Annotated in this window: 20 protein-coding genes; 8 read left to right on the top strand and 12 right to left on the bottom strand. The window is 60.2% G+C overall.

All coding sequences use genetic code 11. From position 1 onward, the window contains the following. The first annotated feature begins 13 nt into the window (after nt 1-13). Nucleotides 14-274: a hypothetical protein gene (locus FHX05_RS10600; protein WP_183871531.1), complete on the top strand. Its 261-nt coding sequence runs from the start codon at nt 14-16 to the stop codon at nt 272-274. Here FHX05_RS10600 and FHX05_RS10595 read toward each other — a convergent pair. From FHX05_RS10595 to FHX05_RS10580, 4 genes are all read right to left on the bottom strand, one after another. Continuing rightward, complete coding sequence (locus FHX05_RS10595) at nt 247-2,787, bottom strand: HAMP domain-containing methyl-accepting chemotaxis protein (RefSeq protein WP_183872422.1); 2,541 nt, start codon at nt 2,785-2,787, stop codon at nt 247-249. The two genes, FHX05_RS10600 and FHX05_RS10595, sit on opposite strands and share 28 nt — an antisense overlap. A gap of 320 nt (nt 2,788-3,107) precedes the next feature. Beyond that, complete coding sequence (locus FHX05_RS10590; protein ID WP_181476150.1) at nt 3,108-3,251, bottom strand: hypothetical protein; 144 nt, start codon at nt 3,249-3,251, stop codon at nt 3,108-3,110. A 165-nt stretch (nt 3,252-3,416) separates the two neighbouring features. Beyond that, entirely contained in the window at nt 3,417-3,926 is a 510-nt protein-coding gene (locus FHX05_RS10585) for an ankyrin repeat domain-containing protein (RefSeq protein WP_183871529.1), read from the bottom strand. 72 nt (nt 3,927-3,998) lie between these two features. Continuing rightward, the gene (locus FHX05_RS10580; RefSeq protein ID WP_183871527.1) at nt 3,999-5,180 is read right to left on the bottom strand and encodes an NAD(P)/FAD-dependent oxidoreductase; all 1,182 of its coding nucleotides are present in this window, start codon (nt 5,178-5,180) and stop codon (nt 3,999-4,001) included. 137 nt (nt 5,181-5,317) lie between these two features. Here FHX05_RS10580 and FHX05_RS10575 point away from each other — a divergent pair, with 137 nt between their 5' ends. From FHX05_RS10575 to edd, 5 genes are all read left to right on the top strand, one after another. Continuing rightward, a complete protein-coding gene (locus FHX05_RS10575; RefSeq protein WP_112608305.1) occupies nt 5,318-6,754 on the top strand; it encodes a glutamine synthetase family protein in 1,437 nt (478 codons plus the stop codon). An 11-nt stretch (nt 6,755-6,765) separates the two neighbouring features. Next, the gene (locus tag FHX05_RS10570; protein ID WP_183871525.1) at nt 6,766-8,064 is read left to right on the top strand and encodes an FAD-binding oxidoreductase; all 1,299 of its coding nucleotides are present in this window, start codon (nt 6,766-6,768) and stop codon (nt 8,062-8,064) included. 132 nt (nt 8,065-8,196) lie between these two features. Beyond that, nucleotides 8,197-9,672 (top strand): glucose-6-phosphate dehydrogenase, encoded by a 1,476-nt coding sequence (gene zwf / locus FHX05_RS10565; protein WP_015338847.1) that lies wholly within the window; start codon nt 8,197-8,199, stop codon nt 9,670-9,672. A gap of 15 nt (nt 9,673-9,687) precedes the next feature. After that, a complete protein-coding gene (gene pgl / locus FHX05_RS10560) occupies nt 9,688-10,386 on the top strand; it encodes a 6-phosphogluconolactonase (protein ID WP_112608309.1) in 699 nt (232 codons plus the stop codon). 167 nt (nt 10,387-10,553) lie between these two features. Then, nucleotides 10,554-12,377, top strand: coding sequence for a phosphogluconate dehydratase (gene edd, locus FHX05_RS10555; RefSeq protein ID WP_183871522.1), 1,824 nt, complete (start codon nt 10,554-10,556; stop codon nt 12,375-12,377). A 40-nt stretch (nt 12,378-12,417) separates the two neighbouring features. Here the strand turns inward: edd and FHX05_RS10550 are convergent, their stop codons facing one another. Next, on the bottom strand, nt 12,418-13,257 hold the full coding sequence (locus FHX05_RS10550; protein ID WP_246698895.1) for a DUF3313 domain-containing protein: 840 nt from the start codon (nt 13,255-13,257) through the stop codon (nt 12,418-12,420). A 285-nt stretch (nt 13,258-13,542) separates the two neighbouring features. Between FHX05_RS10550 and FHX05_RS10545 the strand changes: the two genes are divergently transcribed. Then, the gene (locus tag FHX05_RS10545; protein WP_183871518.1) at nt 13,543-14,139 is read left to right on the top strand and encodes a TetR/AcrR family transcriptional regulator; all 597 of its coding nucleotides are present in this window, start codon (nt 13,543-13,545) and stop codon (nt 14,137-14,139) included. Nucleotides 14,140-14,185: 46 nt separating this feature from the next. On the opposite strand, the gene FHX05_RS10540 is transcribed toward FHX05_RS10545, so the two are convergent. The 6 genes from FHX05_RS10540 to FHX05_RS10515 form a co-directional block, all read right to left on the bottom strand. Beyond that, nucleotides 14,186-14,539, bottom strand: coding sequence for a hypothetical protein (locus tag FHX05_RS10540; protein ID WP_112335318.1), 354 nt, complete (start codon nt 14,537-14,539; stop codon nt 14,186-14,188). Nucleotides 14,540-14,729: 190 nt separating this feature from the next. Continuing rightward, nucleotides 14,730-15,818: a sn-glycerol-3-phosphate ABC transporter ATP-binding protein UgpC gene (ugpC, locus tag FHX05_RS10535; protein WP_112335317.1), complete on the bottom strand. Its 1,089-nt coding sequence runs from the start codon at nt 15,816-15,818 to the stop codon at nt 14,730-14,732. 21 nt (nt 15,819-15,839) lie between these two features. Continuing rightward, nucleotides 15,840-17,492 carry an alpha-glucosidase gene (locus tag FHX05_RS10530; RefSeq protein WP_183871516.1) on the bottom strand — a complete coding sequence of 551 codons (1,653 nt, stop codon included), beginning with the start codon at nt 17,490-17,492 and terminating at the stop codon, nt 15,840-15,842. A 36-nt stretch (nt 17,493-17,528) separates the two neighbouring features. Then, entirely contained in the window at nt 17,529-18,692 is a 1,164-nt protein-coding gene (locus tag FHX05_RS10525; RefSeq protein ID WP_112409906.1) for a carbohydrate ABC transporter permease, read from the bottom strand. A 1-nt stretch (nt 18,693) separates the two neighbouring features. Then, the gene (locus FHX05_RS10520) at nt 18,694-19,710 is read right to left on the bottom strand and encodes a sugar ABC transporter permease (protein ID WP_112335314.1); all 1,017 of its coding nucleotides are present in this window, start codon (nt 19,708-19,710) and stop codon (nt 18,694-18,696) included. Between the two features lie 124 nt (nt 19,711-19,834). Next, nucleotides 19,835-21,196 carry an ABC transporter substrate-binding protein gene (locus tag FHX05_RS10515; protein ID WP_183711087.1) on the bottom strand — a complete coding sequence of 454 codons (1,362 nt, stop codon included), beginning with the start codon at nt 21,194-21,196 and terminating at the stop codon, nt 19,835-19,837. Nucleotides 21,197-21,506: 310 nt separating this feature from the next. Between FHX05_RS10515 and FHX05_RS10510 the strand changes: the two genes are divergently transcribed. Continuing rightward, the gene (locus tag FHX05_RS10510) at nt 21,507-22,535 is read left to right on the top strand and encodes a substrate-binding domain-containing protein (RefSeq protein WP_183871514.1); all 1,029 of its coding nucleotides are present in this window, start codon (nt 21,507-21,509) and stop codon (nt 22,533-22,535) included. Here FHX05_RS10510 and folD read toward each other — a convergent pair. Continuing rightward, nucleotides 22,532-23,431 carry a bifunctional methylenetetrahydrofolate dehydrogenase/methenyltetrahydrofolate cyclohydrolase FolD gene (gene folD / locus FHX05_RS10505; protein ID WP_183871512.1) on the bottom strand — a complete coding sequence of 300 codons (900 nt, stop codon included), beginning with the start codon at nt 23,429-23,431 and terminating at the stop codon, nt 22,532-22,534. The two genes, FHX05_RS10510 and folD, sit on opposite strands and share 4 nt — an antisense overlap. Nucleotides 23,432-23,453: the final 22 nt, after the last annotated feature.

Genomic DNA, 23,453 nt, shown 5'->3' with positions numbered 1-23,453 from the left:
AAGGAGACATCCCATGATAGACAGCATGGCCCTGGCGAAAGCCATAGAAATACAGAGCCTGGCGCGCGAAGAGCAATGGCGCTGCGACGAGGATCTATTCTACCTCGACTACGGCCTCGAACCGCCGCGGCTCTTCATATGGATTGAGCGTATATTTGTCGCTTCGGGCATCCGGCGCAAGGCAATGAAAAAGGCGGACCGGCCGGAAATCGGCCGATCCGCCAGCAGTGGCAATGATGGCTGCAGTCAGGCTGCCGCCTGCTCGCGCATGTAATTCGCGCTGTAACCAGCCTCGATCTTGAACTGCTGAATGAGGTGCAGCAAAGCATCGGCCTCGGCGGCCAGCTCCCGGCTGGCGGCGGTAGTTTCTTCAACCATGCCGGCATTCTGCTGCGTCATCTGGTCCATGTGATTGACCGACGAATTGACCTCCTGCAGGGCGCTTGCCTGATCGTGGCTGGCACGGGCGATCATTTCCACATGCTGGCTGATCGTCACGATCTGGCTGCTGATCTGCGCGAGTACCGAACCGGCCTCCTGCACGAACTGCGAACCGGAACTGACCTCCTCGGTCGACTTGTTGATGAGACCCTTGATCTCCTTGGCGGCAGCGGCCGAGCGCTGTGCCAGCTCGCGCACCTCCATGGCGACCACGGCGAAACCTTTGCCGGCGTCGCCGGCACGGGCGGCTTCGATGCCGGCATTGAGCGCCAGGAGATTAGTCTGGAAAGCGATCTCGTCGATGACGCCGATGATCTGCTCGATCTTGCGGGATGCATCTTCGATCCGGGTCATCGCGTCGATGGCGTTGCCGACGACGATAGAGCTGTCATCGGCGCTGCGCTTGGCTTCGCGCACGATGGCATCCGCATCCTTGGCACGCTCGGCAGACGAACGGACGGTGACTGTGATCTCGTCAACGGCCGCGGCCGTCTGCTCGAGAGACGCCGCCTGCTGCTCGGTGCGCTTCGACAGAGCCTCGGCAGAAGCAGCCATCTGGTTGCCGTTGCTCTGAATCATCTCGACATTGTCGCGCACCTGGCTCAGCGTCTGCTGCAGGCGCGATAGCGAACTGTTGAAATCCTGGCGAAGCTGTTCGAGACGGCCAATGAACGGCGTTTCGATCGTTGCCGAAATATCGCCCTGGGCAAGGCGCTCGAGCCCGGCAGCAAGCTCGCTGACGGCATAGTCGATCTGCCGGTCGAGCTCGCGCTTTTCCGCGTCGTTGCGCTGACGTTCGTGCTCTGCGGCCGCACGCTCCTCGTCGCTCTGTTCCTCGATACGGATCTTCGAGATAGCGTTTTCCTTGAAGATGCCGAGGGCTCGGGCCATATCGCCGATTTCGTCGCGGCGCTGCTCGCCGGAGATCGAAGTTTCGAGCAAACCGTCGGCAATGCGGCGCATGGCGGCGGTGATCTGGCCGATCGGTCGCTGCAGGGTCAGGACGAGCGCGATACCGCCGGCAATGGAGAGGATGATGCCGAGTGCGGTTGCCAGGATGGATATTGAATTTGCCTGGTTGCGCTCGCTGCCGGCGCTCTGCTTCTGCGTCTCGGCGAAGGCGGTGAGCTGGCCCCAGACCTGATCGAGCTGCTGACGGGCGCCGGCATATTCGGCGATCCGCTGGTTGATCGTATCGACCAGCTTACCGCCGGCGTCATCCATCGATTTGATTGCCGGACGAATGGCCGAGTCGATGTCGCCGGCAAAATCCATGCTCTTGGCGCTCTGGTTCAGCGTATCGATATCGCCGCCGAGTTTGGAGACTTCTTGACGCAGGCGGACGAGATTGTCCTTGTTGGTATTGGCGTTGAAATCCGCCAGTACGAGCTGCAGGGAATAGATGGAATCCTGCAGGCGACGCGTGTCCTGCAGAACCGAATTGGTCTGTGCGACGCGGGCGTCGAGGGACACGAAGGTCGTGGTCGCCTGGCGCATCATCTGCGTCGCCGTCAGCTGCGTGTAGGTCGAGGTCTGGCGGAAGCGCGAGAGCAGCCGGCCGATATTGGTGATCGTGTCATCGGTCGGAGCATCGGTGCTTTCAGTAAAGGCGGCGAGATCCTTGATCGTGCCCGTCAGCGACTGGACGACGCTCTTCTGGTTCTGCGGCAATGCGAGGTCGATCGACCGCTGCGCCTTGTTCAGATCCGGCAAACGATCCTTCAGAAGCTTGACCTTGTCAGCCGGCGTCGCCGCATTATTGAAGTCTTGCGCCACGGCAACCAACAGGTCGCCGCCTTTCAGCAACCGATCGGCCGAGCGCAGGGTCGAGGTCGCATCAGCCTGATCCTTGCGCATCTGGTCTTCAAGCTGCTGGCTGTTGAAATTGACGTTGAAGCGGGCGCTGATCAGGGCGCGCTGGCCGTCGTCGATCGTCTTGCGCAGGGACAGTTCCTGTTCGTGCAGCGACCACAGCCTGCCGACGAGGTTGGACATGTCGGCGGTCTTTGTCGTCGCTTCGGTGAGGTTGTCGCGGCCCTCCGCCTCGGGAGCGAGCTGACTCAGCGTCGAATTGAGCACGCTCTGCTGCGACTTTATGTCTTCATAGAGCTTGTCGCGCTGGCGAGTGTTGGTGATGCGCAGGAAGTCATCCATGGAACCATACAGGTTCTTGAACCCGGTCAAGGACTGCAGGACGCTGTTGGAAATCTCCATACGTCCCTGAAGCAGGCCCGACGCATAAAGCCCGGTAAGGCCCACGGCGGAAATGCTGATGACGAACGGCAGGACGAATATCAGAACCTTCGTCCTGATGTTGAAACGCGACAATATCTTATCAATGAACATTTTGGCCCAGACCTCACACCGCTCCCCCGTCGACGCCGCCTCGGCGCTGACCGGATGTATAACCATCGTTCTTGAAATATCCGCAGGCGGGGTTCCTGAGTATAAGTCAGGAAGCAATCATTGCTTCGGCTCCAGCTTGCAGTGGAGCGCCCCAAGAAATCGAATGAGATTGTGTGGGTGATTAATTAATTTTCAGATAAAGATGTAATGCGACCACCGTCACACAACCAAACGCTGAAAAGCGGGCGATGAAGCCTATCTATATGCGCGAGGCAGCGCCGCCGCTCGATGGCGGCCAGGAACAATGGGGGCGGCTTTAATCAGAAGCCGCGGATGGCGAGGTAGGCGATGCAAGCGGCCGTAGCGCCAGTCGCCAACATCAGTAGTCTTGCCGCCAGAAGCTTGGCATTGTCACGGGTTTGAGCGATTGCAATGGCGCGAGCACGACGATGTGTTCTGTTCATGAGTATATTCCCATTTTCGCACTGACACGATAACCGGCAAAAGGCCGTTTTCGCAACAGGCAATATACAAAACAGAAATGTAGGAAAAGAAAACGTGAAAACCAGATGTTAGCCGCAAGCCTTGCGGCTAACCGTAATAGATGCGGGAATTGTGGCCGAAGCGCGCTACTTCAATAATGCCGCGATTGCAGGATCCGTCGCCGTTTCCGCAGCCGTCTTGCCGGAGGCAGACTTGATGGTCTTGTCGGCGCCATTCTTCAACAATGCCTTGACGACGGCCGGATCATCCTGCTGGCTCGCCATGTGCAACGGTGTCCAGCCATCGTAATCGCCGGGCGCGTTGACGTCGGCGCCCCTGGAAACCAACAAATCAATCATTTCGGGAGGACCGTAATAGGCCGCGGTATGGAGCGGATACCAGCCCTCTGTCGTCTTCATGTCCAGCTTGGCGCCGCATGCCAGCATCTTCTTGACGACATCGCCTTTCTTGTCGCGGATCGCAATGGCGAAATTCGTGTCGCCGCCCGCATCCTGACCGTTAGGATCCAGCTTCTTGCATTGCGCAGAAGCAGCGCTCGCATCGGACGCCGTGGCGGCAAGCATGCCAGGCATCGCCATGGCCGTAACGATACCTGAAAGAATTGTGCCGCGGCATATCAGAGCCTTAAACGTCATGATTGTCTCCATTGAGTATTTTCGCGCTGGAGATGCTCCTTGCCCGTTTCGCGGCCTGTTGGCAAGGTCAATTCAGGCCGCCTCGCCGGCGACATGGCCGGAAGCCCACGCCCATTGAAAATTGTAGCCGCCGAGCCAACCGGTCACATCGACGCATTCGCCGATGAAGAACAGACCGGGAATGGTCTTTACCTGCATCGTCCGCGAATCGAGGCAAGCTGTATCGATGCCGCCGAGCGTCACCTCCGCCGTGCGATAGCCTTCGGAGCCCGAGGGTTTGACGCTCCACGACTGGATGGCTGCCGCGAGCTGCTGCAGGCGCTTATCGGATTGATCGGCCATGTTGCCGGAGATGCCTTCGCTCTCGACGACATACTGGGCCAGCCGCTTCGGCAGGATTTCCGCAAGAGCGGTCTGCGCCGATTGTCGGCCATTCCCCTGCTTGGCTTTCTTGAGAAGCGCAAAGACATCGATATCGGGCTCGATCACGACCATGATCTCCTCGCCCTCTCGCCAATAGGAGGAGATCTGCAGGATGGCGGGGCCGCTGAGGCCGCGATGGGTAAAGAGCAGGGCCTCGCGGAACGCCGTCTTGTCGTGGCGGATCTCCGCGGGCGCGGCGATGCCCGAAAGCGGTGCCAACCGCTGAAGCAATTGTGGATCGAGGGTTAGTGGCACGAGGCCCGGCCGGGTTTCGACCAAAGGCAGGCCGAATTGCTCGGCGATGCGATAGGCAAAGCCAGTGGCGCCCATCTTTGGGATCGACTTGCCACCGGTGGCGACGACAAGCGAGGATGCTTCGAAGGCGCCTTCCGAGGTGCTGAGGCGATAGCCGCCGGCAGTTTGATCGATATCGCCGATTTCCGTCCGCAACCGCAGTTGCGCGCCCGCATCGCGCATCTCGTCGGTCAGCATGCGGATGATGTCCTTGGCGCTGTTGTCGCAGAAGAGCTGGCCGAGCGTCTTCTCATGCCAGGCGATGCCATGGCGTTCGACCATGGCGATAAAATCCTGCGGTGTGAAACGGGCGAGCGCCGATTTGGCGAAGTGCGGATTGGCCGACAGGAAGTTCTTCGGCCCGGCATGGATGTTGGTGAAATTGCAGCGGCCGCCGCCGGAAATTCGGATCTTTTCGCCCGGCGCCGCAGCATGGTCGAGCACGAGGACGGACCGCCCGCGCCGGCCGGCGCGGATGGCGCACATCATGCCTGCTGCGCCCGCACCGAGGACGATCACATCATATCTGCCTGCCACGCTTCAGCCCTTCATTCTTCGCCGCGCGCTCTCGTCACTTTTCCATCATACGGCGAAAGTCCGAGCGGTTTTCCCCCTCGCCAATTGGCAAACTGCAGTTATGATGCAGTCGTCGATCAACCCAAATACGGTGTTTTATGCCCGCGAGAAAGACCCCGCTGAAAGCTTCCATACCCGTCTCGAAAGCCCCTACAGTACCTCCTTCTCTGAGATCGGCACGCGGCGTGGCAAACTGGAAGGAAGCGGCGCAATGGCTGCGGGCACGCGGGATCGAGGACATAGAATGCATCACGCCGGATCTCGCCGGCGTACCGCGCGGCAAGATGATGCCGACCTCGAAATTCACCTCCAATACGTCGCTGGCACTGCCCTCGGCGATCTATCGCCATACGATCTCAGGCGAGTATCCGGAGGAGACCGAAAGTTTCCGCTACGAACCGCGCGACAGCGATCTGAAGCTGGTGCCGGACCTTTCGACGCTTTCGGTCGTGCCCTGGGAGAGCGATCCGACGGCGCAGGTGATCTGCGATATCGTCAATTCCGAAGGACATGCGGTGTCCTACACGCCGCGCAATCTATTGAAGCGGATCATGGGGCTCTATCGCGAGCGCGGGTGGAAGCCGGTGGTGGCGCCGGAAATCGAGTTCTATCTCGTCGCCAAGAATGACGATCCGGACTATCCGCTGCATCCGCCGAAGGGCCGCTCCGGCCGCTCGATCCTCGGCGGACAGGGCTATTCGATCGCCGGCATCAACGAGTTCGACGAACTGATCGATGATATCTATCACTTCTCCGAGAAGCAGGGTCTCGAGATCGATACGCTGATCCATGAAGAGGGGCCGGCGCAGCTCGAGATCAACCTGCGTCATGGCGACCCGATCGAACTTGCCGACCAGGTGTTCATGTTCAAGCGCACCATTCGCGAGGCGGCGCTGAAGCACGGCATTTACGCGACCTTCATGGCCAAGCCGATGCAGAGCCAGGCCGGCTCGGCGATGCATATCCATCAGTCGGTCGTGAACATCGAGACCGGTAAGAACGTCTTCACCAATCCGGACGGCAGCCCTTCGCAGGAGTTCTTTCATTTCATCGGCGGCATGCAGCGCTATGTTCCGAATGCGCTCGCCATGCTCGCGCCCTATGTGAATTCCTATCGCCGGCTGGCGCCGAACATGTCCTGCCCGGTCAACAATGCCTGGGGCTACGACAACCGCACCACGGCCTTCCGCGTTCCCGTTTCCGATCCGCAGGCCCGCCGCGTCGAGAACCGGTTGCCGAGCTCCGATGCCAATCCCTATTTGGCGCTCGCCGCCTCGCTCGCCTCCGGCCTGCTCGGCATCATGAAAAAGGTGGAGCCCACCGCGCCGACCGAGGATTCGGCCAATGAAGGCTCGATCGACCTGCCGCGCGGCCTTCTGGAAGCCATTGCGCTGCTTGAGGGCGAGCCGGCCTTCGAGGAGGTACTCGGCAAGGACTTCATCGACATCTATGCCGGCGTCAAGCGGGGTGAATTTGAAACCTTCATGCAGGTGATCAGCCCGTGGGAGCGGGAATTCCTTCTGCTCAACGTGTGAAGGAGGCGCCCATGACGCTCCAGGAAACATGGCAAAGCCCGATCGCGCCCGGCCTTTCCTTCTACCAAGCGACCGTCGGCCCGCGTGCGAGCTATCCGAAGCTCGACGGCTCGCGCCGCGCGGATGTCGCGATTATCGGTGGCGGCTATACCGGTCTTCAGGCCGCCTACAATCTTGCCAAAGGTGGCGCAGAGGTCGTGCTGATCGATGCCAACCGCTTGGGCGACGGCGCCTCCGGCCGCAATGGCGGACAGCTCGGCACCGGCCAGCGCTGGTGGCCGGAAGAGATGGAAGAGAAGATCGGCTATGAGCGGTCGAAGGCCCTGTTCGATCTGGCCGAGGACGCCAAGCGGCATCTTCTCGATTTCTCCGCCGAGCATGGCATCGACATCGATTTCCTGCCCGGCCAGATGAATGTCACGCACAAGCGCAGCGACAAGCGTGACTATGTGGACAGTGCGGAGATCGCAGCGACCCGCTATGGCTATCCGCACATGACGTTCATGGATGAGGCCGAAACCCAGGAGCGGCTGGGTTCGTCGTTCTATCTCTATGGCGTTCGGGATATGGGCACGGGTCATATCCATCCCCTGAAACTGCTCATCGGCCTTGCCCGCGTCGCGGCAGAGGCCGGTGCGTCGCTCTTTGAAATGACCAAGGCGAAGGGCTTCCGGCAATTCGGCGGCAAGACGATCATCGAAACGGATGGCGGCGAGATCATAGCCGACCGGGTGCTGATCGCCTGCAATGGCTATATCGGCAATCTGGAGCCGGTGACGGCAAGTCACGTCATGCCGATCCGCTCCTTCATCGGCGCGACCGAACCGCTCGACCGCTTTCCGGCGGTACTGCCTGGTAACGAGGCCGTCGCCGATTCGCGATTCGTCGTGCGCTATTTCCGCAAATCCAAGGATGGACGCCTGCTTTTTGGCGGGCGCGAGGCCTATACGGCGGACAATCCGCGCGACATAACGCAGCACATCCGCCGGCAGATCACCGAAATCTATCCGGCTCTCGGCGATATCAGCATCGATTATGCCTGGGGCGGCTCGGTCGGCATCACCATGCCGCGCCAGCCCTTCGTGCGCGAGGTCATGCCTGGCGTCACTTCCATCGGCGGCTATTCCGGCCATGGGGTGATGCTGTCAAATTATTGCGGTAAACTCTATGCGAAAACGGTTCTCGGGAATGCGGATGAACTTCATCTCTTCAGAGAGTTGAACATACCGCCCTTCCCCGGCGGTGCGCGCATGCGGGCGCCTCTGCTGTTCCTGGCGCTCTCGTGGTTTGCGTTGCGCGACAGGTTTTAAAAACCGGAGGATGATTTCTTCCGCCGGCAATCCGCTCCAAAAAGCCGCATCTGATTTTTGCGATGCACACTGGCCTTTTTAAATCGATTAGATTAAAAGGGGCCTCAACCAAGACCGATTGAGAGATAGCTCATGAGCAGCCAGATCATTCCTGTTGAACCATTTGATTATGTCGTTTTCGGCGGCAGCGGCGACCTTGCCGAACGCAAGCTCCTGCCCGCTCTTTACCATCGTCAGGTCGAAGGCCAGTTTTCCGAGCCGACGCGCATCATCGGCGCCTCGCGCAGCGCGCTTTCCAATGAAGAATACCGCAAATTTGCAGATGCCGCCCTGAAGGAACACCTGAAAAAAGGCGAATATGACGACGCCGAGGTCAAAAAGTTCCTGGCTCGCCTGTTCTACGTGCCCGTCGACGCCCGCAGCGATGCCGGCTGGGATCAGCTCAAGAAGATCCTGGACGAAGGCAAGGAGCGCGTGCGCGCCTTCTATCTCGCTGTCGCTCCGGGCATCTTCGGCGACATCTCGCAGAAGATCCACGATCACAAGCTGATCACCAAGCAGACCCGCATCGTCGTCGAAAAGCCGATCGGCCGCGATCTTGCCTCGGCTCTGCAGCTCAACGACACCATCGGCAAGGTCTTCAAGGAAGAGCAGATCTTCCGTATCGACCATTATCTCGGCAAGGAAACCGTGCAGAACCTGATGGCGCTGCGCTTTGCCAACGCTCTCTACGAGCCGCTGTGGAACGCCAACCACATCGACCACGTGCAGATCACGGTGGCGGAATCGGTCGGCCTCGAAGGCCGCGCCGGCTATTACGACACGGCTGGCGCCCTGCGCGACATGGTACAGAACCACATCCTGCAGCTGCTTTGCCTGACCGCAATGGAAATCCCCTCCTCCATGGATTCGGAAGCCGTTCGCGACGAGAAGCTCAAGGTTCTGCGCGCACTGAAGCCGATCGATGCTTCCAACGTCGAGCAGGCGACGGTTCGCGGCCAGTATCGCGCCGGCGCTTCGGCGGGCGGCCCGGTCAAGGGCTATCTCGACGAGCTGGAAGGCGGCGTTTCCAACACCGAAACCTTCGTCGCCATCAAGGCCGAGATCGGCAACTGGCGCTGGGCGGGCGTTCCCTTCTACATCCGCACCGGCAAGCGCCTGGCCGGCCGCATGTCGGAGATCGTCATCACCTTCAAGCACATTCCGCACACCATCTTCGATCAGGCCGCCGGCCGCATCGTTGCCAACCAGCTCATCATCCGCCTGCAGCCGGACGAAGGCGTCAAGCAGTCGCTGATGATCAAGGACCCGGGTCCGGGCGGCATGCGCCTGCGCAACGTCTCTCTCGACATGAGCTTCGCGTCTGCATTCAACGTCCGCAATCCGGATGCCTACGAGCGCCTGCTGATGGACGTTATCCGCTCCAACCAGACGCTGTTCATGCGCCGCGACGAGGTGGAAGCCGCATGGAAGTGGGTCGATCCGATCCTCAAGGGCTGGGAACACGCCGGCCAGCAGGTGCAGGGCTATACAGCCGGTACCTGGGGTCCGAGCCAGGCTATTGCGCTCATCGAGCGTGACGGCCGCACCTGGCACGACGATATCTAAACCGGGACGACAACGATGACAGCCAACATGCATGCTTTTGCCAATGGTGCCGAACTCGCCGGCAAGCTCGCGGACAAGGTGGCCGAAACCCTTTCGGCTGCGATTACCGCCCGCGGCTCCGCAAGCATCGCGGTCTCCGGCGGCTCGACGCCGAAGGCCTTTTTCCAAGCGCTGTCATCGCACTCGATCGACTGGGGCAAGGTGATGGTCACCCTCGTCGACGAGCGGTTCGTGCCATCAGACAATCCCCGTTCGAACCACCTGCTCGTCCAGGAAAACCTGCTGAAGGATAAGGCGGCTGCCGCCAAATTCCTTCCGCTCTATCAGGCTGCGGCTTCCGTCGAGGAGGCCGCGGTCATCGCCACCGAAAAGACCAAGGCTATCGGCCATCCCTTCGATGTCGCCATCCTCGGCATGGGCAATGACGGCCACACGGCTTCCTTCTTTCCGGGCGGCAGCAATCTCAAGACCGCGCTCGATCCGAACACCCCGCGTGGTATCATCACGATGGAAGCGGAAGGTGCCGGCGAGCCGCGGCTGACGTTCACTTTCTCCAGCCTTCAGGATGCCCGATTGCTGGTGCTCCATATCGAGGGAGAAGGAAAGAAGGACGTTTTGGCCAAGGCCGAAGCGCCGGGCGAAGAAACCGAGATGCCGATCCGTGCCATGCTGCGCCGGGCGGCTTCCCCGGTCGAGATTTATTGGGCTCCGTGATACGGCCTGAAGGCCTGGTCATCGAACCCTGACAGACACAGCAACCCGTGCTGCGCCATGTGCCCCTAGGGCGCAGCGGCAAAGCATTGACTTTTAGACCCCGCGCCGTGCCTTCTGACGAATAGGTACCAAGGGCACCGCGCAGAACAGACGGAGGCAGATCGACCATGGCCGCTGACGCCCGCATATCAGCGATTACCGCACGTATCGTCGAGCGCTCAAAGCCGACGCGCGAGCGCTATCTGGACCGCCTGCGCAGTGCTGCAACCAAGGGAGCGCAACGCTCCGTGCTAGGCTGTGCCAACCTTGCGCATGGCTTCGCCATCTGTTCCCCCACCGAGAAAGACGCGCTGGCGGGAGACCAGGTGCCCAATCTCGGGATCATCACCTCCTATAACGACATGCTCTCGGCGCATCAGCCCTTCGAGACCTATCCGGCGATCATCCGCGAAGCGGCGGCCGAAGCGGGCGGCATTGCCCAGGTTGCGGGCGGCGTGCCGGCCATGTGCGACGGCGTCACGCAGGGACAGCCGGGCATGGAGCTTTCGCTCTTCTCGCGCGACCTGATTGCCATGTCGGCGGCGGTCGGCCTGTCACACAATATGTTCGATGCGGCCGTCTTCCTCGGCGTCTGCGACAAGATCGTCCCCGGCCTCGTCATTGCCGCTCTCTCCTTCGGCCATCTGCCCGCCGTCTTCATTCCGGCCGGGCCGATGACTTCGGGCTTGCCGAACGACGAGAAATCGCGCGTGCGCCAGCTCTATGCCGAAGGCAAGGTCGGCCGCGCCGAATTGCTGGAAGCGGAATCGAAGTCCTATCACGGTCCCGGCACCTGCACCTTCTACGGCACGGCCAATTCCAACCAGATGCTGATGGAGATCATGGGCTTCCACATGCCGGGCGCCTCCTTCGTCAATCCCGGCACGCCGCTGCGCGAAGCTCTGACCCGCGAGGCGACCAAGCGCGCGCTCGCAATCACCGCCATGGGCAATGAGTTCACACCGGCCGGCGAGATGATCGACGAACGCTCGATCGTCAATGGCGTCGTCGGCCTGCATGCGACCGGTGGCTCGACAAACCATACGATGCATATCGTCGCCATGGCGCGTGCGGCCGGCATCGTGCTGACATGGCAGGATATTTCCGAGCTTTCGGACATTATCCCGCTGCTTGCCCGCGTCTATCCGAACGGGCTTGCCGACGTGAACCATTTCCACGCCGCCGGCGGCATGGGCTTCCTCATCAAGGAGCTCCTGAAGAAGGGTCTGCTGCACGATGACGTGCGCACCGTCTACGGCCAGGGCCTCGGCAGCTACTCCATCGACGTCAAGCTCGGCGCCGACGGCAACGTCGTACGCGAGCCGGCTCCGGAAAAAAGCCACGACCCGAAGGTACTGGCAAGCATCGACACGCCTTTCCAGAGCAATGGCGGCCTGAAGATGCTGCGTGGTAATATCGGCAAGGCGGTCATCAAGATCTCCGCCGTCAAGCCGGAGCGCCACATCATCGAAGCGCCGGCCGTGATCTTCCACGATCAGCTGGAAATGCAACAGGCCTTCAAGGACGGCAAGCTGAACCGCGATTTCGTGGCCGTCGTCCGCTTCCAGGGACCGAAGGCGAACGGCATGCCCGAGCTGCACAAGCTCACGCCGGCGCTCGGCGTGCTGCAGGACCGTGGTTTCCGCGTAGCGCTCTTGACCGACGGCCGTATGTCGGGCGCATCGGGCAAGGTGCCTGCCGCCATCCATGTGACACCGGAAGCCGTCGAGGGCGGCCCGATCGCCCGCATCAGGGAAGGCGACATCATCCGCATCGATGCGATTGCCGGTACGCTGGAGGTGCTGGTCGATGCCGCCGATATGGCGGAGCGCGAGCCGGTCGTGGCCGATCTCTCGGAGAATGAATTCGGTATGGGCCGGGAGCTCTTCGTTCCGTTCCGCCACGCCGCGGGACCGGCGGATCAGGGTGCAAGCGTCCTGTTCCGCCACTGAGCTATCCGGCGGATTTCAGCAGTGTGGCATCGAAGGCCAGTCAAGGAGCTTTGGATGCCGCACTTCCTGCTTCCGGCGGAGCCTTGTCCGTCCATGCCGGCGGAAGGCCGAGGCGCCCGCCCACGAAGCCTGTCACGCCCGGCGATTTCCCGAATACCTTGCAGGCGTCGTATTTCGGTGCCCGGCCGATGAGTGACGCCAATTTCGCCCTGGATGGGAAGGAGGGCGCGGCGCCGAACGGCGTCTTGCCCTTGACCAGCATCTTACTGAAATCTCCGCCGAATTTGGCGGCGAGGCCATAGGCATCCCCTTCCTTGGCGACGGTGCCCGAATCAAAGAATGCGTTTGCACCACGTCCCCAGATCATGACAGCCTTCTGTACACCCTGGGGATTGAAAGCCTCAGCCTCGAGCGAGAGGCTGCCCATGCCGATCGGAATACGCGGAACGGGCACCGGTACACCCGGCAGCAACACGCTTTTGCCCACGGAGGCAATTTTCGAGACTCCGACGGCGGTTGCATTGGTTGCCTTCACCTGCGTCACGACGGCGCGAACGGTGAGATCCGCCGGCTCAGATAGACCGACGACGGCGAAACGTTCACTCAATCCGGAACAAAGCGCTCTATCGACGGCATTGGTGACGAGATCGCGCTGTTTGGGTGTGAAAGCAGCGGTTTCGGCGCGCATCGAAAAGGCGGTGGGAATGATCTTCACGGTCTTGGCCGCCAGAACATCGTCCTTGCTTACCCTAAGAAGCGAGTGCGCAACCAGCCCATCCGATCGGGTCAGCCCTTCATAGGACCGCAAAGATCCCGCCCGATCCAGCGGCGCGGAGGCACAGCCGCCCAGCAGGCTCATCAAGAGGGCCATCGACCACATATCAGCCCTCCGATGGCTTTCAGCGGCAGATGGACCATAGGGTCTGCTTACAGCATGATTTGAGATTGTAGCGACTGGCATGGATGTTTGCGCTCCTGCACCGGGTTATGAACATCAGCATCAACATTAAATATCGCACTTAGTGTAATATTAATATCGACCAATTTGCGGCAATCGAGGAGCGAAGCGGAGAATTTGTTTCACCAGAGATTGAGACCACACGGAGCGGAGTGCGGCGAACGCCGATAATTTGAGTGGTATTGCGACTCATGCCAAAGTAAGCGCATGCACGATGCAACATCAAAGCCGGAAGGCTTGCGCGAACAGAAGCGCCGCCTGACCTTTCAACGCATAGCGGACGTCGGAATGAAATCCTTTCTCGCGAAAGGCTATCAGGAAACGACGATCGACGAGATTGCCGCAGCGGCCGGGATTTCCCGCCGGACTTTCTTTTATTACTTTAGAAGCAAGGACGATATTCTTCTGGCGCATCAGCGCCGATATATGGATGCACTGCGGACTGGCATCATGGAGAATGCGTCTGCCGGGCGACCGCTCGAGGTCGTCCATCAAGCCACCCTGGGACTTGTGGCCCGCATCGAGGCGGAAGCGCCTCGGCTTCTGGAGACTGCCAAACTTTTACGTCAAAGCGAGACCTTGCACGCCCGTTCGCGGGGTAACTCTTTGCAGCTTGAGCAAATCGCCTACCAAGCCCTGTGCGAATTGTTTCCGACTAGGGACCGCGACGGTCTGCAGCTGGTTTCGATGATCGGAGTGAGCCCGCTTCGCCTCTCGGTCAACAAATGGCTGCAGGAAAATGGCAGGCTACCGCTGATCAAGTATCTTGAGGATGCGCTCGCAAAATGCCGAACGGAAATCTGATCCGTCAGCCGAACGCAGCGCTAGGCCGCTTCTTGTGGGTCGTTGATTAGGATCTGATGTCGAGCACGCGGTTTTTATGGGCCGGGTGCGTGCTGTAGACGAAGATCTTGTTCATTTCCTTCTCCGTGAGAAGCCGCAGGAAACGAACTTCCACCGTGTTGTTGGAGAAGACCTTCATTAGCACACAGCCGACCTTGGTGATGCGGGCGTCAGGAATATCCAGATAGAACTGCTTCGGCAGATTATACTGGGTGAGGATCGCAAGAACCGCGCTGCTCTGCGAGATACGGATAATATCGCAGCGGCGGGACGCAAGATTCATCACGCCCTTTTCAGTGTATTCGAGGCGGGCGGCATTCATGGTGTCTTCCATGCGAAACCGCACTTCGCGGTCATACATGAAGGATTCTTCCTTGTTAAGGAAATGCTGACCTGAATTAGCTCTGCCGAACGCGGCCATCTTGGTAGACCCCTGAAGTATATTATGAAGAGAAGACTATCAGCCGGTCTTTAACAGAAGGTTTGAGTGCGCCGGCCCAAGATGAATTTTGTTGTTCATTTTTACTTGGGCCGGGGCATCCGGTAAGCGCCTACTTGCGATAGGAGTGGCCGCTGGCGTCGAAAAGATGCAGCTTCTGACGGTCGGCGGCAAAACGCATCTTTTGGCCGCGATGAATATCGGCAATGCCGGGGATCTTGACGATGATCGGCTCGCCATCAACGAGGCCTTCGATATAGAGCTGCGTCACTTCGCCGAGCGCCTCGACGATGGAAACCTCGCCTTCGAAGAGATAGTCATCGCCCGTCGCGAGACGAAGATCTTCCGGACGTACGCCGAAGCTGGCGGCCTTGCCCTTTTCGGAGGCCTCCGTCGGCACGTCCAACGTTACCGATTTGCCGCCGGTCAGCGTCACCGTCGTCGCAGCGCCTGTTTCGGTTACCGTTGCCGGGATGATGTTCATGGCCGGCGAGCCGATGAATTTTGCAACGAACAGGTTCGCCGGGCGCTCGTAGAGTTCAAGGGGAGCGCCGACCTGTTCGACCCGGCCGGCCGACAGCACGACAATACGGTCGGCCAGCGTCATGGCTTCCACCTGGTCATGGGTAACGTAGATCATCGTCGTCTCGGGCATGGAATCGCTGAGTTTGGCGATCTCGATGCGGGTCGCGACGCGTAGCGCGGCGTCCAGGTTCGACAGCGGCTCGTCGAACAGAAAGACCTTGGGATTGCGGCAGATGGCGCGGCCGATGGCAACGCGCTGCCGCTGACCGCCCGAAAGCGCCTTCGGCAGACGCTCGAGATATTGCGTGAGCTGCAGGCTCGCCGCCGCCGCCCGCACACGACGATCGATCTCCTGCTTGCTTTCGCCGGCGATGCGCATGCCGAAGGCCATGTTGTCATAGACGGTCATATGCGGATAGAGCGCATAGGACTGGAAGACCATGGCAATGCCGCGCCGTGACGGCGGCACTTCGTTCACCTTCTGCCCGGCGATCATCATATCGCCCGCGGTGATGCTCTCCAGCCCGGCGATCATCCTGAGCAAGGTGGACTTGCCGCAGCCGGAGGGGCCGACGAAGACGATGAACTCGCCTTCGTTGATCTCCAGATCGATCCCGTGCAGCACATGCACGCTGCCGTAGGATTTCTTGATATCCTTCAGAACAAGTCCAGTCATTATGCTTCCTCCTCCCAAAGGTCAGGCAAGACGCGCGAAATAGGCGCCCCAGGCCGGAATATCGATCTTGTTGCCGTAGTTGTTGCTGGTAAATCCATGTCCCGTCAACGCCTGCCAATTGCCATCAGGCAGGGTTGCCAGCGTTTCGACGGGGCTCATATTGAAGACGCAGAGAATGGTCTCGCCGACATAAGTGCGGGTGTAGATCAGCACGTCGCCCTGCGGCTCCGAAAAGGCAATCTCGCCTTTGGCGAAGGCCGGATGCTGTTTGCGGAACGCGAGGAAGCGACGGTACTGCTCCAGCACCGAATGCTCATCGCCCTGCTGGACGCTGACGGCGCGCAGGATATGTTCGACCGGCACCGGCAGCCAGGGCTTGACGGTGGAAAAGCCGCCCTGCGCCACCTGGCTGTCCCAGACCATGGGCGTGCGGCAGCCATCGCGGCCCTTGAACTCGGGCCAGAACTGGATGCCGTAGGGATCCTGCAGATCCTGATAGGCGAGATCGGCTTCCGTCAGCGCCAGTTCCTCGCCTTGATAGATGCATACGGAGCCGCGCAGGGTCAGCAGCAGCGCCGCATAAAGCTTGGCGAAAGCATCGCGGTCGGCCACCAGATTGCCCCAGCGGCTGACATGGCGCACGACGTCGTGGTTGGAGAAGGCCCAGCAGGCCCAGCCTTGCGGAGCTGCCGTGTCGAAGTCGTTCATCACCTCTTCGACGCGATCCGGCGAAAGAGCGTCCGGCGCGAGGAATTCGAAGGCGTAGCACATGTGCATCTTGTCGCCGCCGGATGTGTATTCACCGACGATTTCGAGGCCGCGCTGGCTATCGCCGACTTCGCCGACGGCGGCAATCGCCGGATATTCGTCGAGCACGGCGCGGAAGCGCTTCAGGAATTCCAGGTTCTCGGGGCGGTTCTTGTCGTAGAGATGCTCCTGAAAATTATAGGGATTGACCGCCGGTGCCGTAGAGGCATTGCGGCGCGAAGGTTCCAGCGCCGGGTTGTCGCGCAATTCCTTGTCGTGGAAGTAGAAGTTGATGGTGTCGAGACGGAAACCGTCGACGCCGCGGTCGAGCCAGAAACGCACGACGTCAAGCAAGCGGTCCTGCACTTCCGGATTGTGCAGGTTCATATCCGGCTGCGAGGTCAGGAAGTTGTGCATGTAGTACTGCATGCGGGTCGGATCCCACGCCCAGGCCGAGCCGCCGAAGATCGACAACCAGTTGTTGGGCGGTGTGCCATCCGGCTTGGCATCAGCCCAGACATACCAATCGGCCTTAGGGTTATCCTTGCTCGAGCGGCTTTCGACGAACCAGGGATGGCGGTCCGAGCTGTGCGACAGCACGAGATCGATCATCACCTTGATGCCGAGGCGATGGGCTTCCGTCACCATCGCATCGAAATCGGCAAGCGTACCGAAGATCGGATCGACGTCCTCGTAATTGGAGACGTCATAGCCGAAATCGCGCATCGGCGACGTGAAGAACGGCGAAATCCAGATAGCGTCGACGCCGAGCGACGCGACATGCGGCAGGCGGACGGCGATGCCCTTAAGATCGCCGATGCCGTCACCGTTGGAGTCCTGATAGGAACGCGGATAGATCTGATAGATCACGGCGCCGCGCCACCAGTCCTTGTCAACTTCCGAAGCCGATTGAAGAGCAATGCTCATGCTGAGTGGGTCCTGTAGTAAGTGCGTGTTTTTGGATCAGCCCCCCTTCACCGACCCGGCGAGCAGACCGCGCACGAGATAGCGCTGCAGACCAAAGAAGACGAGGAGTGGGATAAGGATTGTGACGAAGGCCGATGCCGTCAGGATTTCCCAGTTGCCGCCGCGCGAGCCGAGCAGCGCGTTGAGGGCGGCCGTGAGCACGAGGTGATCCTTGTCGGTGCCGAGGAAGACCATCGCGATCAGAAGGTCGTTCCACACCCAGAGGAACTGGAAGATCGCGAAGGAGGCCAATGCCGGGAAAGACAGCGGCAGGATGATCTTGACGAAGATATCGAAATCGCTGGCGCCGTCGACGCGGGCGGATTCGATGATTTCCTTCGGCAGGCCGGCAATGTAGTTGCGCAGGAGATAGATGGCCAGCGGCAGGCCGAAAGCCGTGTGCGCCAGCCAGATGCCGGGATAGGTCTTCGACGGAACGCCGAATATCTGGCCGATTTCGTTATAGATGCGCAGAAGCGGGATCAGCGACATCTGCAACGGCACGACGATCAGGCCGACAACGAGCGCGATCAGGATCGCGCGGCCGGGAAACTCCATCCAGGCAAGCGCATAGGCCGCAAAGGCGGCGATCAGGATCGGGATGACGGTTGCGGGGATCGTTACCGTCAGCGAATTGATGAAGGACTGGCCGATCCCCTCGCCGCCGAGTACGTTGCGGTAGTTGTCGAAGGTGAATTGCGGCGGTGTGGCAATGGTCAGGTAGATGCGCTTGCTGCGGGCATCGGCCTCAAAGGGACCAGTTTTCTGGTAGCGATAGCTGCCGTCAGCATTCACTGTTAGGGTCTCGCCATTGCCGAGATCGGCTGGCGAGCCGATCTTATAGGCGGCCGGCTCCTGCACGCGCAGGCCGAAGGACTGGATCCTGCCGTTGCCGCTGTTGCCTTGACCGGCAACCGTACCGGCGATGACGTAATTGGCACCGTCCTGCTTTGCCTTGTCCGGGCCGTCGAGGCGGACGGCGGCCGTCTGCGACGAACCGGAGAAAGCCGTCCACCAACCGGAGGCGACGATCTGGTCCTTGTCGCGCAGCGCCGTGACGAAGATGCCGAGCGTCGGAAGCAGCCAGAGCAGGACGATGAGCAGCACCGCGGCATGAACGAAGATGCGTGCGGGACCGATACGGCCGAGATTCCCAATCATGTCAGCGCCCCTTCGTTTCTGCGTTTGCGCGGCGGATATTCCAGATCATGATCGGTGTGACGGCGACCATGATGACGAGCGCTATGACGGCGCTTCGGCCGCTGTCGCCGCCGCCACGGAACATCCAGTTGAACATCAGGTTGGCAAGCACCATCGTGTTCCATTGACCATTGGTCATGGTGAGAACGATATCGAAGACCTTGAGGACGAGGATGGTGATGGTGGTCCAGACTGTGGCGATCGTTCCCCAGACCTGGGGAACCATGATCTTCCAGAAGATCTGCCAGCCATTGGCGCCGTCGATGACAGCCGCTTCGATGGTTTCCTCCGGAATACCGCGCAGCGCCGCCGAGAGGATGACCATGGCAAAACCAGTCTGGATCCAGATCAGCATGACCATCAGGAAGAAATTGTTCCAGAACGGAATGGTGATCCAGACTTCCGGCGTGCCGCCGAACAGCTGGACGATCGCGTTCAGAAGGCCGATCTGCGCATCCGTGCCGCCGCGATATTCATAGATGAATTTCCAGATGACGGAAGCGCCGACAAAGGAGATTGCCATCGGCATGAAGATGACGGCCTTGGCGATATTGCCCCACCAGATGCGGTCGGTCATTACGGCGATAACGAGACCGAAGAAGGTGCAGGCCGCCGGCACAACGGCGAGCCAAAGGATGTTGTTGAAGATCGACTGGCGGAATTCGGTATCGTTGAGCGCCCAGAGATAATTGGCGCCGCCGACGAACTTGCTGCCATCAGGCCCGTAGAACGACAGGATGAAGGTCGCGACGACGGGATAGACGAGATAGACGACAAGCAGGAACAGCGCCGGCCCCAGGAACAGCCAGGGGCGGATAAGACCGCGGCGGCGAAGGTTGACAGCCGCCCGATGGACCTCATCGCCTTCCCTTGCCGGAAAGATCAAGTCCAAGAGCTTGTTGGAAAACCAGAAATAAGCGGCGCAAATGGCAACGCCGAATATCATGGCGGCAATCGCCGATACGATCTGTGAAAACATCCCTTCCCTCCCCGAATTATCTACTTTTGTCCATCAGTCGGGCGTCGGCCGCGCTGAAGGGCGCGTCGTCATATGCAGTATGGCGCCGCCGGCGAGTTGCCGGCGGCGATAGGGCTATGATGTCTTACTTGATGGCGTCCCAGGACTTCTGGATACCGTCGGCTACATCCTGAGCAGACTTGCCGCCGACGAAATCCACCATGCCGGTCCAGAACGAACCCGCACCAATCTTGCCCGGCATCAGGTCGGAACCGTCGAAGCGGAACGTGGTGGCCGTGGTCAGGGTCTCGCCTTCCTTGCGCAGTGTGTCGTTGGCGTAAGCCGCGGTATTGACGGCCTTGTACGGCGTCAGGAAGCCGGACTGGGCCATCCAGACTTCCTGGGCGATCGGCGTCTGCAGGAACTGGATGAAGGCGCGTGCAGCCTTCGAATCCTTGGTAATGGCAGCGAGCGTGCCGGCGCCGAGAACCGGCTTGCCGAGTTCAGGATGCGCGGCGGAGGGCGGGAAGTAGAAGAAGTCCGCATCCTGACCAAGCTTCGTACCTTCCGGGAAGAAGGACGGAATGAAGGATGCCTGCTTGTGCAGGTAGCACTTCGGCGGAACCGTGAAGAGGCCCTTCGGGCTGTCGCGGAAGTCGGTCGAGGCAACAGCTGCAACGCCGCCGGCAACATATTTCGGGTTCTTCGCGAACTTGCCGAATTCCTCGATCGCCGCAACGACCTTTGGATCGTTGAACTTAAGCGAGTTATCGACCCAGTGATCGTAATCCTGCGGCGTGTTCAGGCGCAGCATCAGGTCTTCAACCCAGTCGGTTGCCGGCCAGCCGGTCGCGCCGCCAGAACCGAGGCCGATGCACCAGGGGGTGCCGCCGTCCTTGACGATCTGATCGGAGAGCTTGATCAGATCCTCCATGGTCGTCGGAACCTTGTAGCCGGCTTCTTCGAAATTCTCCGGCACGTACCAGACCAGCGACTTCAGATCGGCCTTGTAGGGGAAGGCATAGAAGGCATCCTTGCCATCCTTGCCCTTGTAGGTGCCATAACCGACCCAGCTATCGCCGGCACCGTAATTGGTCTTGACCCAGCTCGCGAGATCATCGCCGAGCGGCGTCAGGTAACCCTTGCTGGCAAGGTTTGCGAGCAGGCCCGGCTGCGGGAGGATGGCGACATTCGGCGGCGAACCGGCCTGAGTGTCGATGACGATCTGCTGCTCGTAGTTTTCCGAGGACGAATATTTGGCGTTCACGCCGGTCGCTTCGGTGAAGTAGTTGAGGACGCTGGTGAAGAGAGCCTCGTCCTCGCCGCGCCAGGGGCCGAAGATGGTCAGCGTCTCGCCCTTCAGGTCGGCATGCGCCGACTTGAACTCGTCGTAGCTTTTCCAGTTGAACTTGGAGTCCTGGCCGGGCTGGAACTTCAGATCGGCCGCCATCGCCGTACCGGCCACCAGAGCGGCGGCAGCGACGGTCATCAAGAACATCTTTTTCATGCGTTGTCCTCCCTAATAACGAAACCCATGAGCCCAAACACACTCTCGTGCTACGCGCCCCATTCCTCAAAGCGCTTTGGCTACCTCTCTCATCCATTGAGAGCGCGTCAAAGTCAAGCGGTTTTCAAATTCGGGGCGATATACACAGCAAATCTCGCGTTGCAGCATAGAATGTGCATCGATTTCTTGCTAATCGCCTTGTCTCGCACACTTCTCCTGCTACATAATTGAAAGCGCTTTGAATGCTCGCGGCTTTTCAGGAGGTTGGCTCGGCATCTTGGCTGCCTGTAGTGGGAGGAGCTGGAATACCGTGAATCTGAAACAGCTATCGCAGATGCTCGGGCTGTCGCAGACGACAGTCAGCCGGGCATTGAACGGATATCCGGAAGTCAATCACGAAACGCGCGAGCGCGTTCTCAAAGCGGTTCGGGAAACCGGCTATCGACCCAACAAGGCAGCCCAAAGACTTGCGACCGGTAAGGCCGGTTCGATCGGACTTGTGATGCCGACCTCGCCCGGCAACTCTTCGGACGTGCATTTCAGCGAGTTCCTGACGGGGCTGGGAGAAGAGGCCTTGCGGCACGATTTCCATTTCGTCCTGACGCCCGCGGATCCGAACGATGAAGTCGGCGCTCTCAGGCGATTGGCGGCCAGCGGCAATGTCGATGCCCTCTTCGTTAATTATATGCGTGGTCACGATCCGCGCCTGGAGATGCTGAAGTCTCTATCCATGCCCTTCCTCGTGCATGGACGATCGATCGGTTCCGAACCCGACTATCCATTTCTCGACATCGACAATGAAGCCGCCTTCTACGACGCCACGAAGCTGCTGCTGCAGCTCGGACACCGGCGCTTCGCCCTCTTGAACGGCCCGATCTATTTCGATTTCGCCATTCGCCGGAAGAACGGCATGGATGCGGCCCTTGCCGAGCGTGGCCTCGCGCTCGACGAAGCCTGCACCAGCCATACGCCGATGACGGATGAACAGGGCTTGCTCGCCATGGAACGCATCCTACAAATGGAAAAGGACAAGCGCCCAACTGCGGTGCTCTGCTCCAGTACCGTATTGGCGCTCGGCGCCGTTCGCGCCATCAACCAGGCTAAGCTCAGACTTGGCGAGGATATATCGATGATCGCCCATGACGACGTGCTGACCTTGCTCAAGCCGGAAAATTTCACCGTGCCGCTGACGACCACCCGTTCATCGCTGCGTGCAGCCGGTGTGCGCATCGCCGAACGGCTGATCGGCGAAATCAAGCATACGGAAACATTTCCAGCGCAGGAATTGTGGAAGGCCGAATTGATCGTACGCGCATCGACCGGCGTTGCGCCGGCTTAAAACTTCGGCGGCTTCTGACCAGCAGCGCAATGGGCCGCGATGACGGTGTTGGCCATCAGCATGGCGATCGTCATCGGACCCACACCGCCCGGAACCGGCGTAATCGCTGCGGCGACTTCGGATGCCTCCGCATAGGCGACATCCCCCACCAGCCGGCTCTTGCCCTCGCCGCGCTCAGGTGCCGCGATCCGGTTGATGCCGACATCGATGACGGTCGCACCTGGCTTCACCCAATCCGCCTTGACCATCTCCGGACGGCCAACGGCCGCGACCAGGATGTCGGCGCTACGGGCAACACCTGCCAAATCCTTCGTCCGCGAATGCGCCGTCGTTACCGTCGCATTGGCATTGAGCAGCAATTGCGCCATCGGCTTGCCGAACAGGTTGGAACGGCCGATGACGACGGCATTCAGACCCGACAGGTCTTCGCCATGCACCTGGCGCACCAGCAGCATGGCGCCGGCCGGCGTACACGAGATCAGTCCGGTTTTGAGATCGCCGGTTGCCAGCTTGCCGGCATTGACGACATGCAGGCCGTCGACATCCTTCTCCGGCCGGATCGACTGAATGATGTCATCCGAATCAAGATGCTTCGGCAGCGGCAGCTGTACGAGAATGCCGTGGATGGACGGATCGTCGTTCAGCGACTGGACGAGCTTTGCCAGCTCACCTTGCGTCGTTTCCGCCGGCAGCGTGTGCTGGACCGACTTGAAGCCGCATTCCTTGGCCATCTTGCTCTTGGAGTTCACATAGGCGTGGCTGGCCGGATCATCACCGACGATGACGACCGCAAGCCCGGTCTTTACACCGGCCTCTGTTTCAAGTCCCGCCGCCGCAGCCTTCACGGCTTCGATCACCGAAGCTGCTGCCTTCTTCCCGTCGATCACTGTCGTCACGCTCGTCTCCCGATCATGAATT

It is taken from the genome of Rhizobium sp. BK491 (genome assembly GCF_014194925.1).
Lineage (GTDB): Bacteria > Pseudomonadota > Alphaproteobacteria > Rhizobiales > Rhizobiaceae > Rhizobium.
This window is presented reverse-complemented; position numbering and strand designations above follow the sequence as displayed.